The 14,726-nt window shown below is 50.2% G+C and carries 14 protein-coding genes; 7 read left to right on the top strand and 7 right to left on the bottom strand.

What is annotated here, in order from left to right:
- Positions 1-37: 37 nt before the first annotated feature.
- Complete coding sequence (locus KDK13_RS13925) at positions 38-586, bottom strand: hypothetical protein (RefSeq protein ID WP_257285574.1); 549 nt, start codon at positions 584-586, stop codon at positions 38-40.
- Between the two features lie 127 nt (positions 587-713).
- Between KDK13_RS13925 and KDK13_RS13930 the strand changes: the two genes are divergently transcribed.
- From KDK13_RS13930 to lipA, 5 genes are all read left to right on the top strand, one after another.
- Positions 714-1,187: a GNAT family N-acetyltransferase gene (locus KDK13_RS13930; RefSeq protein WP_373692244.1), complete on the top strand. Its 474-nt coding sequence runs from the start codon at positions 714-716 to the stop codon at positions 1,185-1,187.
- Between the two features lie 122 nt (positions 1,188-1,309).
- On the top strand, positions 1,310-2,539 hold the full coding sequence (locus KDK13_RS13935) for a D-alanyl-D-alanine carboxypeptidase family protein (protein WP_257285576.1): 1,230 nt from the start codon (positions 1,310-1,312) through the stop codon (positions 2,537-2,539).
- Between the two features lie 167 nt (positions 2,540-2,706).
- A complete protein-coding gene (locus tag KDK13_RS13940; RefSeq protein WP_252024076.1) occupies positions 2,707-2,973 on the top strand; it encodes a YbeD family protein in 267 nt (88 codons plus the stop codon).
- Positions 2,973-3,701 carry a lipoyl(octanoyl) transferase LipB gene (gene lipB / locus KDK13_RS13945; RefSeq protein ID WP_373692245.1) on the top strand — a complete coding sequence of 243 codons (729 nt, stop codon included), beginning with the start codon at positions 2,973-2,975 and terminating at the stop codon, positions 3,699-3,701. The genes KDK13_RS13940 and lipB overlap by 1 nt, the downstream gene beginning before the upstream one ends.
- Positions 3,702-3,772: 71 nt before the next feature.
- Positions 3,773-4,783: a lipoyl synthase gene (gene lipA / locus KDK13_RS13950; RefSeq protein WP_257285577.1), complete on the top strand. Its 1,011-nt coding sequence runs from the start codon at positions 3,773-3,775 to the stop codon at positions 4,781-4,783.
- A 46-nt stretch (positions 4,784-4,829) separates the two neighbouring features.
- Here the strand turns inward: lipA and KDK13_RS13955 are convergent, their stop codons facing one another.
- On the bottom strand, positions 4,830-6,515 hold the full coding sequence (locus tag KDK13_RS13955; protein WP_257285578.1) for a lipopolysaccharide assembly protein LapB: 1,686 nt from the start codon (positions 6,513-6,515) through the stop codon (positions 4,830-4,832).
- Positions 6,516-7,658: 1,143 nt separating this feature from the next.
- Here KDK13_RS13955 and KDK13_RS13960 point away from each other — a divergent pair.
- Both KDK13_RS13960 and ilvD read left to right on the top strand, forming a co-directional pair.
- On the top strand, positions 7,659-8,369 hold the full coding sequence (locus KDK13_RS13960; protein ID WP_257285579.1) for a DUF3581 domain-containing protein: 711 nt from the start codon (positions 7,659-7,661) through the stop codon (positions 8,367-8,369).
- A 45-nt stretch (positions 8,370-8,414) separates the two neighbouring features.
- Positions 8,415-10,256 (top strand): dihydroxy-acid dehydratase, encoded by a 1,842-nt coding sequence (gene ilvD / locus KDK13_RS13965; protein WP_257285580.1) that lies wholly within the window; start codon positions 8,415-8,417, stop codon positions 10,254-10,256.
- Positions 10,257-10,261: 5 nt separating this feature from the next.
- On the opposite strand, the gene KDK13_RS13970 is transcribed toward ilvD, so the two are convergent.
- From KDK13_RS13970 to KDK13_RS13990, 5 genes are all read right to left on the bottom strand, one after another.
- Positions 10,262-10,873 carry a LysE family translocator gene (locus KDK13_RS13970; protein ID WP_257285581.1) on the bottom strand — a complete coding sequence of 204 codons (612 nt, stop codon included), beginning with the start codon at positions 10,871-10,873 and terminating at the stop codon, positions 10,262-10,264.
- 69 nt (positions 10,874-10,942) lie between these two features.
- The gene (locus KDK13_RS13975) at positions 10,943-11,389 is read right to left on the bottom strand and encodes a hypothetical protein (RefSeq protein ID WP_257285582.1); all 447 of its coding nucleotides are present in this window, start codon (positions 11,387-11,389) and stop codon (positions 10,943-10,945) included.
- 99 nt (positions 11,390-11,488) lie between these two features.
- The gene (holA, locus tag KDK13_RS13980; RefSeq protein WP_257285583.1) at positions 11,489-12,538 is read right to left on the bottom strand and encodes a DNA polymerase III subunit delta; all 1,050 of its coding nucleotides are present in this window, start codon (positions 12,536-12,538) and stop codon (positions 11,489-11,491) included.
- Positions 12,535-13,113, bottom strand: coding sequence for a hypothetical protein (locus KDK13_RS13985; RefSeq protein WP_257285584.1), 579 nt, complete (start codon positions 13,111-13,113; stop codon positions 12,535-12,537). Before KDK13_RS13985 ends, holA begins: the two co-directional genes overlap by 4 nt.
- A 218-nt stretch (positions 13,114-13,331) precedes the next feature.
- Positions 13,332-14,726, bottom strand: a 1,395-nt coding sequence (locus tag KDK13_RS13990; protein ID WP_306671126.1) for a peroxidase family protein, incomplete at its 5' end; no start/stop codon positions are given.

Raw genomic sequence — 14,726 nt, forward strand, 5'->3', positions numbered from 1 at the left:
AAAGATGTGGGGAGGGATAGGGTGGATCGAATCTGTCCTATTCTCTGTCAACGAGTATTTTCAACATGCCTTTGATTTCGGCAAGTTCATCCTCTACGCGGGTCAGACGGTCTTCAACTCCGGTTAACCTTCCTGAAACATTGACCAATTTCCCTTCTACACCGGTCAGGCGCCCCTCAAAATCAATCAGATGGTCATCAGTTTGGCCCTGCCACTGTTCCATGCTGTTAATACGTTGAATCAGAGCTTTCATTAACTCTTCAACATTGATCAGGCGCTCATTCATACCGCTACTCTGGCGAGTAAGTTCGAAGACCGTTTGCCGTATAGTGACAATATCTTCGCCCATTTCCGTCAGCTTGGCGTTCTCCTTCGCCGCTGCCCGTGCTTTAGGCTCGTTGATGCCGAGCTCAATCAGACACTCGTACAAGTCTTCATTTAACATTGTGTCACTCCCACTTTCCCAGGCTTTATGAATCATAGAATTATTTATTACTGTTACGGTTGAAAGGCATTGCTGGCTCATAGTCGTGTATTCATAGGGTAAAAATAGAGGGCGTTTGGAAACCTTGCCAAGATAATTCATCGTCACCTTCAGGCCTTTATGCATAAGGGTTGTAGCGATTTTTTATCTATCCGGTTTTCTCAGGGGTCAGGTTTTTCAGTGCTTTGGGGTACAATTGAGGCCATAGATTTCTTTGCTATTAATCCTGATGAAAATTGTCAATTTGAAAGATCTGCCCTCATGCATCAAAACGCTTACGCAGTGGCATTATATTGAGTGGGGGGCTTTATACCCCGGGTGCGATTTGAGTGACTTCCGAGCAGATATGGAAGCCTCTTTACTGGCGGACGTTATCCCTCAAACCTGGGTGCTTTCAGAGGGAGGGCGTGTTTGGGGATCCGTCAGTATTCTCAAAGAGGATCTGCCAAACTACCCGGAGCTTTCACCATGGCTGGCCAATGTCTATGTTGAGCCGTCCAGGCGAGGGCAGGGCTATGGTCAGCAGCTGGTAAAGGTGGCAATGGGATATGCACAGCAGGAGAACCTGGGGCCGCTATTCCTGTATACTCCAGATCAGGTCAGTTTTTATGAGAAGTTGGGTTGGCGCACTTTTAATGACGTTAGCTATCATGGGAAAAAAATATTCCTCATGAGTAATACCAATTTGCCTGTTCGCTTCTGACTTGATGGAAGATCTGCTGTGCTGAACGATGAATTGTTATCAGTGGTTGTAAGTCGCAGTTAACCTCAAAAGACTTGAATATTATAATGATGGAAATCCATATACCCAGAGCATTTTCCTGCATGAGCAAAAGAATATTATCTTCCCTTCATCAGCTGGTGGCCTCTCGTTGGCTGGAGGCCCCTCGCTGGCTGGGAGCGTTGACCGTGGCAGGTCTTGTTTTCGCAGGCCAGGCCAGTGCTTTTGGACAGATTCCTTCCCCACCGGAAGTCTCCCTGAAAAGTTATATCCTGATGGACGCCAGCAGTGGCGAAGTGCTGGCCTCACAGAATCCCGATGACCCCATGCATCCAGCCAGCCTGACCAAGATGATGACTGCTTACCTGGCTGAAATGGAAATGGCGGCAGGCAACATCAACCGTGATGACAAGGTTCTGGTCAGTGAAAAAGCATGGAGCCTGGGCGGTTCCACGATGTTTATTGAAGTTGGGGAACGGGTCGCGGTCGAAGATCTGCTGAAAGGTATCATTATTGTTTCCGGTAATGATGCCAGTGTGGCTATTGCTGAACACATTGCCGGCAGCGAGGGAGCGTTTGCCCAGTTGATGACCAGCACAGCCCAGCGTCTGGGTATGAACAACACGCTGTTCCAGAACGCTTCTGGCTGGCCTGCAGATGACCATTATTCCACAGCCCGTGACCTGGCCATTCTTGGCAGGCATATCGTTCAGGACTATCCGGAATACTACGGCTGGTATGCTGAGAAGTATTATCAGTACGGCGTGGATAAAAAAACAGGTAAACCCCTGCGCCGTCAGGCAAACCGTAATCGTCTGCTCTGGACCAACCCCTATGTGGATGGCCTGAAGACCGGGCATATTGAAGATACCGGCTACCATCTGGCGGTCACCTCTGAGCGTGATGATCGTCGTCTGATTGCGGTGCTGTTAGGCTCCCGGAGTGAGAAACAGCGTGCTGATGATGCCCAGAAACTGCTAACCTATGGTTTCCGTTTTTTTGAAAATGTGGACGTGAAAAAGGGCGGCGAGCCGCTACAAACGGTCAAGGTCTGGAAAGGGGATATCAGTGAAATTACCGCCGGTATCACTGAGGACCTGATTGTTACTGTACCCAGGGGTACGGGTAAGAATCTGACCGCCTCTCTGACTATCGATCCAAAGCTTGAAGCGCCTGTAGAGAAGGGGCAGACCATTGGTTCAGTAAAGGTTATGCTGGACGATGAACTGGTTCGTGAGGTGCCGCTGGTCGCCCAGCAGGCTGTTGAGCCTGGAGGTTTCTTCAAGCGTATCTGGGATAGTATTATCTTGTTCTTTACCGGATTGTTTTCTTAATTTTTCTGCTTTGGCAAGCTCCCGGAAGGCTGACCGAGAATAGCGCCCGACTGGGCGTCCCCCTTAGCGAGGATGGCAGAAAAATTAAGGATAAACAGTGCTGTATTTCCAAAAAGATGCAGCGCTTTTTACTGTTTACAGTCCGACAATGATGTAGGTAGATGGTTATGCAAGAGCCACAAGCCCCAAAAATTGAATTCCCCTGTGATTACCCTATTCGTATCGTAGGGCACTCCGCTCCCGATTATAAAGATTTTGTCCTGAGAGTGGTGGCAAAACACGCACCGGACTTCGATGGCCATGCAAAGATGAAAACCAGTCGCAACGGCAAGTACATGTCAGCGACAGTGGTTATTCATGCCACTGGCGAACCGCAATTGCAGGCACTTTTTGAAGATTTGAAAGCCAGTGGCCGTATTCAGATGGTCTTGTAATGGACAGGGCCCTGATGGTTAAAGGTAGCAAACCGTCTGACAGTATCGGGAATGACCTGGTGGTTCGTTATCTCGGGTACAGAGACTACGAGCCTGTCTGGCAGGCGATGAAAGCCTTTACGGCCAACAGGGATGATCAGACCCGGGATGAATTCTGGGTGGTAGAACACCCTCCGGTATTCACCCAGGGGCAGGCTGGCAAGCCGGAACATATCCTTTTCCCGGGAGAGATACCGGTTATTCAGGTAGATCGCGGTGGCCAGGTTACCTATCATGGCCCGGGACAGCTGGTGTTTTACTTCCTGATGGATGTCCGCCGAAAGAAGAGTGGTCCAAGGGCCGTGGTTTCGGCATTGGAAAGTGCCGTGATTGAGATGCTTGCCAGTTATGGCATAGAGGCACAAAACAGGCCGGATGCACCGGGTGTTTATGTCAACGATGCAAAAATTGCCTCATTGGGGCTTCGATTCCGTAAAATGTGTTCTTACCACGGTCTCAGCCTGAATGTGGACATGGATCTGGAACCATTTAATCGCATCAACCCTTGCGGTTATCCGGGGCTTCATGTGGTGGACATGGCATCGCTGCTGGGAAATGTTGATATAGAGGACGTGGGTCGGCGCTTGCTGGTATGCTTTCAGAAAGCACTCAGCTACATCAGGATTGATGAAAAAGTGGTGAGTGAGGCGCTGCCGACAGACAGTCAGCATAACGGGTCTGCGGCGTAATAACTCAGTTAGCAGTACGCAAAGATAACAGGGGGCATTTAAATAGCGGCCCCGCCGGAGAAAGCCAACGGATGAAGCCGGAACAGATTATTCCAACCGTACAGATAGACAGTAGCATCAAGGTGGAAAGTGGCACCAAGTTTGTCAATGACAAAGGTATCACAGCCATTAAAAATGGCATTAAAGCCAGTGCCGGGGGGCAGCATGCCCCGATTCAGCGCAAACCATCCTGGCTCAGAATAAAAGCAAGTCATGGCACAAAGTACAAAGAAGTCAAAAGTACCGTTCATGAACATAAGCTGAGTACGGTTTGTGAAGAGGCCATGTGTCCGAATATCAACGAGTGCTGGAGTTCCGGTACGGCAACCATTATGTTGATGGGCGATACCTGCACCCGGGCTTGCCGGTTCTGTGCCGTGAATACCGGTAACCCAAAGGGGTGGCTGGATGAGGACGAACCTGAGCATACTGCCACTTCAGTTAAATTGATGAATCTTAAGTATCTGGTTCTGACCTCGGTGAACCGGGATGACCTGCCGGATGGCGGCGCCGGACATTATGCTGCGGTGGTTCGCCGGGTTAAGGAAGAAAACCCGGATACCGATGTAGAGGTCCTGACGCCTGACTTTCTCGGTGTCATGTCCCATGTTGAAAAGGTTGTTGATAGCCCGATAGCGGTCTTTGCCCAGAATGTAGAAACCGTTCGCCGACTGACTCACCCGGTGCGTGATCCCCGGGCCAGTTACGAGCAGACACTGGCTGTGCTGGAACATGCCAAGAAACACCGTCCTGGGGTCCTGACGAAAACCAGCCTGATGCTGGGGCTCGGTGAAACCGATGATGAGATTCTGGAAACCCTGGATGACCTGAGAGCCATTAATGTGGATATTGTTACCTTTGGCCAGTACCTGCAGCCAACCGTTAACCATCTCCCCATTGAGCGTTATGTGACGCCGGAAGCGTTTGAAAAATATCGTCGATGGGGCCTGGATAAAGGATTTCTTGAGGTGGTTTCCGGTGCATTAGTACGATCCAGCTATCGTGCGGAGCAAGTCTTACAGAAGAACAACGTTGGTCTTTGATGGTGCGGGGTGGTGGCATTCCACCCCACCGTTAATACTTTCAACGCTATTGTTCTGTGGCGGCTGCAAGGTTTTTTCTTAGTCGTTGAATATCGCCTAATGGGGTTTTTTTGGCGATGCGATGACATAACCCGGGGTCGTTTTTTAATCGAATTCTCCAATTATTAAACTCATTCGCTGTGCTATAGAATTCCCCTGATTTTTGCTTGAGCCTGTTTTTCTCTTTTTGATCATCGCAATCTGTTGCCATATCACCATGAGTGTGGCCAATCAGGGATAAAAAAGAACCGGTGACGAATGTCAGTGTCAGGCTATGTTCAAATTCGGCTAACTGATGCCTGGCGGTAGTGCATGGCCGACTTATCCACAGAGCCTTATAGTCGGCTATATTCTGATCATATGGGTGAAGGCAGCATAGCCATCCCAGTGCCTTATCAATAATCAGGTTTCGAATGGCCAGTTGGTTTTTGGCAATGTCATCAGATAATAAAACCGTTTCGCAATCCTTCTGGTCGAGACCGTATTCGGTCAGTGTTCCGCCGGATTGACCCAGTATATTTAACTCACCGGGCTTCTGTTCTTGTTTGGCTGACGCAATGAAGGCTTCCAGATGTTCAGATCCTTTTGCTATAACTCTGAGACTCCATAAATCCATGTGAGCAAAACTTGCCTGTTGTATTGTCAGCTGAGTTTCCTGACAGGATTGTTTTAATACGGCTCGAGCCTGTTCAAAGTCGCTGTTGTGTAATAATTGTGTAACGGAGAGGCTGATGTAGGACAGCCGGGTTCGAGGAATTGATTTAATGGGTTCCCCACAAGCGGGTGTTTCTTCGGCGCCTGCGGAACACACAGGGCTTGCGTTAATAGAGTATTGATCTTCACCAGGACTCTGTTTTTGATTATTCAGTTCTCCGTTTAACCGGTGGTTTCCTTGAATTCTTTTTTTACCCTGTATTTTTGCGGTTTCCTCTTTTCTGGCTGTGCCTGGACAGTGTCGTTGTTTTCTGGATCTCTTTTTTTTGCCAGATGTCGTTTCCAGGGCGAGTGGTTTTGTTTCAAAAATCTCCAGCTCATCGATAATTCCCTGAATGTAGAATGATACGTCTTTGGCATCGATAAAATCATAGTGCTCTATAGCCCTCTTCAAAAGGGTAATAACTTCCTCTATTGAACCGATATCATTCTTGCTGTTCTTGATCAGCAGCAAAGCCAGTTGCAGGTTGGCCGCATTAACACCTTGTAGTAAGGCCTGTCTGGACTGCTGAATGGCTTCTTTAAACCGGTTGTTTTTCTCATATATCTTGCTGAGTAACCATCGGGCTTCAGGGGCCCGGGATTTTAACAGTTCCCTTTCAGCTTTTTCAGGTTCATTTTTCAGGTAATAAAAAACGGCGGATAAATAGAGCCTGCTGTCTTTGTTGGAGATATTGATAAAGTGAAATGTATCCTGATTGATCAGAAAATTACAAATAGTATTCAAAACTGGCAGGTATATTTCTATTGATGCGTATCTCTGTATTGAAGGTAATACTTTTTTCCTGAATTCCGGAATCTGGAGAAAGCGGAGGAGTTGTTCCAATGCTGACAGGCTAATGTCCGGTGAGTTATATGCTCGCTGATCGGTCTCACCAAACCGATATACGTAGAATAATAGTGAATCCGGGTTTAAGTCAGGAATGTCTGTTGCATCGGGAATGATAGGCAGATTACTGCACTTCAATTTGTGAACCATATTGAATCCGGATTCACACAGTCCTGCGATAGTTAACGTTGATGCAAATCCTTGTTGCAAACCTTGATCTCTTTTAAATAATTCAGATGCACAAATAAATTCAATGACATTTGCTTTTACCGTTTCAGTATCTCTAAGTAAAAGCATGTATTTAAATGCGTTGGAAAGACTTGTGATGATGAATTTAGGCAGTAAATCTGCATCAAAAGGTTCCATTTTCTGACTCCTCAGATCACAGCAAATGATCCTGTTATTGATTTTTGCCAGTGGTATATTGGCCATTTTGTCATTTTCGAAAAATGATAAAATCCGTTTGCTGATTAAACTATAGTTGGCTGATTCTGTTTCACCTTTAGAGTTTTTTGTCCACTGTAACCAGACAGCCAATAAGAAAAGGTCCTGAATTTGCTCCGGATCGGAAGGCATGCAGCTCAGTAAAAAATCAACAATGTGATTTTCGAACTGTTCAAGATCATCCGCTATATTTGCCAGGCTCTTTGGCATACTCTCTGGCCTGACTTCCGCGACCTCCTGTAGCTCCCAGAATTTCACATAAGTAGCCTGGAACTGGTCCAGGAGATGAGAGAGTGTTTCTGCTGATGGTGTTTGAAAATATCGTTTTTCTCTTTCTGAAGTTACGGTGCTCCCTCGATCGCACAGTTTTTTTTTCGTTTCCAATTGTGCTTTAGTGTATTGAACGATCTGATGTTCAGTTGCTTTGACAGATCGGTTGCGCAGATCCAGTGGTTCCCGTGCGGCTAGCTCTTTTGACAGATGTGACTTCAAATTCACCATCACTTCAGCCATCGCTTCATAAGAAGGTCTGTGAGCGTTTGAGCTTTGAGGGACAAAGGGCATTAGAGGTGAGAAGTTACCAGGATTTGCCATCTGTTTGGGTCTAACGTTCGTGGTTGAATTGTGGTTGAATTGCTGCGGTTGAACTGTGTATTTAGACCACGGCAATAACGTTAAGTTCGGCAATGATGCTTTCAAGAATTCATTATGTTCTGTGGGCGAGAACAGGGTAGAATGTTCGCTGTTTTACCATGGGCATTTGTCACCAATGATTGACATCCGGTAGCCAGAAGCAATCAATAATGCCTGGCTGGGGGATGACTGCGGCAGGAATCCAGCCTTAACACTATGTTTATTGATCAATACTGTACCTCTCTGGCAGCCAACCGCTTTTCGTTTACCCGTGAACAGGCCAGCCAGTTTGCCAAGCGCGTTGCCAATGATTTTAATCCACTCCACGATGTGGATAACTCCCGATTCTGCGTCCCGGGTGATCTGCTATTTGCCAAGATCCTGCTGAGTGAGGGCCTGTACAGCGATATGCGAGTCACTTTCAATGGTATGGTCACCGATGGCGTTGAGCTGGAAATCTGTACCAACGATAAAGGGCATAAGAGCATTTATGACCTTGCCGGCAAGATGTATCTGGATATTGAGCGCCACGGAGCCTGCAACCATGATACGTTGATGATTGAGCAGCTGGTACGCAGCTATGTCGCCTTCTCCGGTGAGAACTTCCCCAATGTCTTTGTGCCGCTGATGAAGTCCCATGGCGTCATGATCAATACCACCAAACCCTTGGTCATCTACGACAGTATGACCCTGAAAATGGAACGAGTGGACCTGGTAAACCCGCACCTGGAAGCGGCAGGCGCTACTTTGGACGTTAATGGCAAGCGGGGTAGGGTGACCCTTAACTTTATTTACCGTGAAAATGGGGATGTGGTGGGTATGGGGGAGAAAACCATGATTCTCTCCGGTTTAAGACCCTATGATCAGCAAGCCATTGATATCATGATTGAAAAACACATCGCCCGGCAGCACCAATTTGCCTGCTGAATAAGAACAAAACCATTTGCGATCGACCGTTAGAGGGACAGTTTCATGCCAGCCTATCGCTCCAGGACATCAACTCATGGCCGTAATATGGCCGGAGCCCGTGCATTATGGCGGGCAACGGGTATGAATGATGGGGATTTCAACAAGCCCATTATCGCTGTCGCTAACTCATTTACCCAGTTCGTGCCCGGTCATGTTCATTTGCAAGACATGGGGCAGCTGGTTTGTCGTGAGATTGAGAAGCATGGTGGTGTGGCGAAAGAGTTCAACACCATTGCCGTGGATGATGGCATTGCCATGGGGCACGATGGCATGCTCTATTCCCTGCCCAGCCGGGACATCATCGCTGACTCCGTGGAATATATGGTCAATGCCCACACAGCCGATGCGCTGGTCTGTATTTCCAACTGTGACAAAATCACCCCGGGCATGTTGATGGCGGCCATGCGCCTGAATATCCCGGTGGTTTTCGTGTCCGGTGGCCCAATGGAAGCGGGTAAAACCAAACTGGCGCAGCACGGGCTTGATCTCGTCGATGCCATGGTGATCGCCGCTTCAGATGCCGATGATGAAACCGTTGCCGAGTATGAGCGTTCAGCCTGTCCGACTTGTGGTTCCTGCTCAGGGATGTTTACCGCCAACTCCATGAACTGTCTGACGGAAGCGCTTGGTCTTTCCCTGCCAGGCAATGGCTCCATGCTGGCTACACACGCTGACCGTAAACAGCTGTTTCTGGAAGCAGCGCGTCGCATTGTTGATATCACCCGGCGGTATTATGAAAACGACGATGAAAGTGTACTGCCAGGATCCATCGCCAGCTTCAAGGCGTTTGAAAATGCCATGAGCCTGGACATCGCCATGGGCGGATCGACCAATACCATCCTGCATCTGCTGGCGGCTGCCCAGGAAGGCGGTATACCTTTTGACCTGCGTAATATCGACGAGTTATCCCGCCGGATTCCCCAGTTATGCAAGGTGGCGCCAAACACCCCGAAATACCATATGGAGGATGTGCACCGGGCGGGTGGGGTAATGGGTATCCTCGGTGAGCTGGACCGTGCCGGACTGTTGCACAATGATATTCCCACGGTGCACAGCGCCACCGTCGGCGAAGCCTTGGCTCGCTGGGATATTATCCAAACCGGCGATGAGTCGGTAAAAACGTTCTTTAAGGCAGGCCCTGCCGGTATTCGTACGACAAAAGCCTTCAGTCAGGATTATCGCTGGGAGACGCTGGATGATGATCGCTCTGGTGGTTGCATTCGCTCACTGGAACATGCCTTCAGCACTGAGGGGGGGCTTGCTGTGCTTTATGGCAACATTGCCGCTGATGGCTGTGTCGTCAAAACCTCCGGCGTTGATGATGATAACCTGGTCTTCGAGGGTCCGGCCCATATCTGTGAAAGCCAGGAAGACGCGGTCAACGAAATTCTTGAAGGCCGGGTGAAGCCGGGAGAGGTGGTGATTGTTCGCTACGAAGGGCCAAAAGGTGGTCCGGGAATGCAGGAAATGCTCTACCCGACCAGTTATCTGAAATCGAAAGGGCTGGGTAAAGCCTGTGCGCTTTTGACGGATGGACGCTTTTCCGGGGGGACTTCCGGACTGTCCATTGGCCATGCTTCTCCTGAGGCCGCAGCCGGTGGGGCCATTGGCCTGGTAGAGAATGGGGATATCATTCGGATCGATATTCCCGGCCGCAGCATTAATGTCCAATTGACCGAAAAACAGCTTGCCGCCCGACGGGCAGCAATGGAAGCCAGGGGGAAATATGCCTGGAAGCCGGTTAAATCCCGCCCCAGAAAGGTCTCTACGGCACTGAAAGCTTATGCCCGTATGGTCACCAGTGCGGATAAGGGAGCCGTTCGGGATTTGAGTCTTTTTGACTGAAGGTATTACATAACCAGAATACGAAGAGCCACCAGAATCAGCAGGATGCCACACAGCCGGTTGATTAGCGTGGCTCTTTTTCGTAGCGCTGGCAGCACTTTTTCATGGCCTGCTACTGAGGCAATCATGCAATACCAGACACCATCGCAAAGTGTGGCAATGGATGCCATCAGTATCTGGGTCATTATTGTCGAATCAGGCGTGACAAACTGGCTGAACAGCGCCAGGAAGAATATGGCAATCTTGGGGTTCAGGAAAGAGACCAGAAAGCCGTCCATTGCCGCCTGTTTCAGACTCAGCTGTTGTAACTGACGCTGGTCGTTAATTAATGGCGATGATGCGGTAATGGCCTTATAACCCATCCAGGCCAGATAGGCAGAACCTGCGTAGGTAATGAACTTAAAGAGCCAGGGCGTTTCAGTGATCACAAGGCCGATACCCGCCGCCACCAGAAAAGCATAAATGCCAATCCCCAGTGCATGGGAAATCGAGGTGACCAGCCCGTGGGTTCTGGAACCATGCACGGTGCTTTTCATTACCGCAGCCAGACTCGGACCCGGTGAGATGGCGCCAAGCACGCAAATGGCCAGGATGGATAACCAGGAAGATGCTGTCATTGCACTACTACTTTATGTGTGTTGTATGAGTCGCAAAGTATAACGCCTTGCCATGTTTCTGGTGGTCTTTTAATTCACTTTGCTGGTTCTGTCCGGCTTGGAAAGCACATCTCTGGCCTTATCCAGGGCAGCATACTCATCAATAAACCAGCCTACACATCGTTCGGTGCTGATGGGCTCCCCTGAGGCATTAACGGGCTGGTAAACAATCCACCACCGCTCTTCTGGCCGGGGATCGTTGTAGACAAAGACATATTTCATATCCCCCCGGTCGGTAATGGCGACCGTTACCTTATCGTAGGGGGTATGCGGGTAGGTGTCTTCCATCAGAAAAACATAAGTAGGCCGACCCTGATTGAACTCAATGTACAGGAATTCCTCCATCTGGCGAAAGGCATCGAGTGCCTTCTCGATGTCAGAATTCATGAGGTATCCGGGAATATTGGGAATATTGTTGTTATTCCAGTAAAATTTGCCGTTTAATGTTGGCTTTTTAAATAGGAAAGGTCTGTTCATACTGCATAGTCCGTTAAGCATTATTTTAATTTTTAGACCGTTCGTACCATATTAGGTTCCGTGGCACGACTGCATGGATGCAGGAGCCACTTTCTGGTGTCAGCTAATAGTTTCTATTGGAGGTAAACCTGCCAGGTTCAGGGTCAGGGTGAGCAGTTCATCCCAGGCGTTACCTTTCTCTAACCCTTTGATGCAGCGATCAATCTTTCCTGAATACAGCAGCATTTGACGCAGGTTTCGCTCGCTGCTCCGGCGAATGGCCTTTTCCAGTAATGGCTTCCTGCGCTTTAGCATAAATGGAGCGAACCCCAGCACTTTGGCGGATTGTTCAATCGCCAGATCGCTGGAAATCCCCCGGGATAGCTGTCGGCTGAGATGGCTGAGCAGGCGTATCTCCCTGGCCAGGGCCCACAGGATGATCGGAGGCTCAATGCCTTCGCCTTTGAGAATGCCAAGGATGCGCACACTCTGCCTGATACTGCCTTCCAGAGCGGTATCCAGCAGCTGGAAGACATCGTATCGTGCACTGTCCGACACCGCTTCTCGCACAGTAGCTTCATCAATGGTTTTGTCCCTTGCCAGAAGCTTGAGCTTTTCCAGTTCCTGGGATGCCGCCAGAAGATTACCTTCCACACGCTCGGCAATCAGGTTCAGGGCATCCGGCGTTGCCCGGTAGCCATCCATGGTGAGCTGTTGACCCAGCCAGTTTGGTAACTGTCCGGATTCGATTGGCCAGATGGGGATAAACACTCCAGCCGGTTCCAGAGCCTTGAACCATTTTGATTTCTGCAGGGTATTATCCAGCCGGTCCGTTATCATCAGCAGCAGGTTGTCCGGTGAGGGATGGCTGATGTATTCCAGCAGCGCTTTACTGCCCGCATCCCCGGGCTTGCCATTGGGTATCCGCAGCTCAAGAATCTGCTTCTGGGCAAACAGGGACAGGCTGTTAGCGGTGCTGAGAAAATCCCCCCAGTCAAATCCGTTTTCCACATGATAAACATGGCGTTCAGAAAAGTCGGCGTTCCTGGCATATTGGCGAATCTGGTCACAGCACCGGGCAACCTGAAACGGTTCATCACCGCTGACGATGTAGACAGGCGCCAGCTGTTTTTTCAGCTGTGCTCCCAGTTGGTCAATACGAAGCTTCAAGGTTGGCTGTTCCGGTTTGATTCACTATTTTCTACAGGCGCTTTTGCCGCATTCCTGACCCTTCGGGCTTCCTCTGATAGCTCCGCCAGGGAGAGGTTGTGGATGCGGCGCAGGGTGGTGGCAATCAGTTCCTGTTGCAATTCAGACAGGATAATCGATTGCTCTGATTCGGCCGCGTTGGGCGCATCCTGGCTCTGTGTGATATAGCGTTCACGGGTTAACTGAACCGGAGAGAAAAGTGGCAGGCCAGAGGCGGTCCGCAACTGGTAGACCACGTTCATGGCAATTCTCTGTTCAAAATAGCCGGCGCTGGCAACGGTCTGTTGATCAACATCGCGCTCGACGCTGACGATGTGGATTTGCCATGGAGCCGTCTGGCCGCTGATATTGATGCCACTGCGTTCCATGGCCCTGGAGAGGTAGTTTATATAGACAGGATCATCACCCGTAACGGACAGTTGGCTGATCTCACTGGCAGTACTCATTTCTCCTCTCAGATGGAAGCCACAGGCAGTCAACAGACTGGTTAACAGCAGCAGGGCCGACATGCTCACTGAACGAAAGGGGTTGGTCATGATCTCTCCGTGGTCCACCAATGATGCTTCAGGTCTTCAAGTTCTGTCGTATCCCCGGGCTTTGCAGACGCAATAGGCCTGAACGTTTATGGGGAGGGTAATCTATCCGACCTGTAACTTTACCATGCCGACGTTGAGCAGAAAAAAGAAAATTAGCCATGAAAAAACACGCCGCAATTAATGCGGCGTGTGTACTGGGTTTTGGCAGTGTGCTTCGATTAAGCCAGATCAAAGCGATCAGCATTCATCACTTTGGTCCAGGCTGCGACAAAGTCACGGACAAATTTTTCCTGATTATCGTCCTGGGCATACACTTCGGCGTAGGCGCGCAGAATTGAGTTGGAACCAAACACCAGGTCAACACGGGTAGCGGTCCACTTCACGGTATCGGTCTTGCGATCCCGGATCTCATAGAGACCATCAGCGGCCGGTTTCCATGCGTAGTTCATGTCCACCAGGTTAATGAAGAAGTCGGTGGTTAACTGACCTTCGCGATCGGTGAAGACGCCGTGTCTGGTGCCACCATGGTTAGTGCCCAGAACACGCATACCGCCGATCAGAGCTGTCATTTCGTGGGCGGTGAGTCCCATTAATTGCGCCCGGTCCAGCAGCATCTCTTCCGCTGCGACGACGTAATCCCGCTTCAGCCAGTTGCGGAAGCCATCGTGCAGAGGTTCAAGCACTTCGAAGGACTTGACATCCGTCTGCTCCAGCGTCGCATCGCCACGGCCCGGGGCGAAAGGCACCTTAATGTCAAAACCAGCGGCCTTGATGGAGGCTTCCAAACCTACATTGCCGGCCAGAACAATCACGTCTGCCACGCTGGCACCGGTTTCAGCAGCAATCGGTTCCAGCACTGAGAGTACTTTTTCCAGACGTTGAGGTTCATTGCCTTCCCAATCCTTCTGGAAATCCAGACGGATGCGGGCACCGTTGGCACCACCGCGCTTATCGGAGCCACGGAAAGTACGGGCGCTGTCCCAGGCCGTAGTGATCATGTCACTGTTGCCCAGGCCGCTGGCGGCAATTCTGGCTTTGACCGCAGCCACATCGTAATCGGTCTTGCCGGCGGGTACCGGGTCTTGCCAGATCAGGGCTTCCTGTGGTGCATCCGGGCCGATGTAGCGGGCTTGTGGTCCCATGTCCCGGTGGGTCAGCTTGAACCAGGCACGGGCAAACACGTCGGAGAAGTAGGCGTGGTCGTCACGGAAGCGTTCGGAAATCTTGCGATATTCCGGGTCCACCTTCAGCGCCATATCCGCATCGGTCATGATGGGGTTATATCGGATGGACGGGTCTTCCACATCCACCGGCTTGTCTTCTTCGGCAATGTTAATGGGCTCATATTGCCAGGCACCGGCCGGACTCTTCTTCAGTTCCCAGTCGTATTTGAACAGCAGGTGGAAGTAGCCGTTATCCCACTGGGTCGGGTTGGTGGTCCAGGCGCCTTCAATGCCGGAAGTCACCGCATTTCGGCCAATGCCACGGCTGGTTTTGTTGAGCCAGCCAAGGCCCTGGTCTTCCAGTTCCGCACCTTCCGGCGCTTCGCCCAGTAACTCGGCTTTACCGTTACCGTGACATTTACCCACGGTGTGGCCGCCGGCGGCGAGGGC

The sequence above is a fragment of the Endozoicomonas sp. SESOKO1 genome, from assembly GCF_024606265.1.
GTDB lineage: Bacteria > Pseudomonadota > Gammaproteobacteria > Pseudomonadales > Endozoicomonadaceae > Endozoicomonas.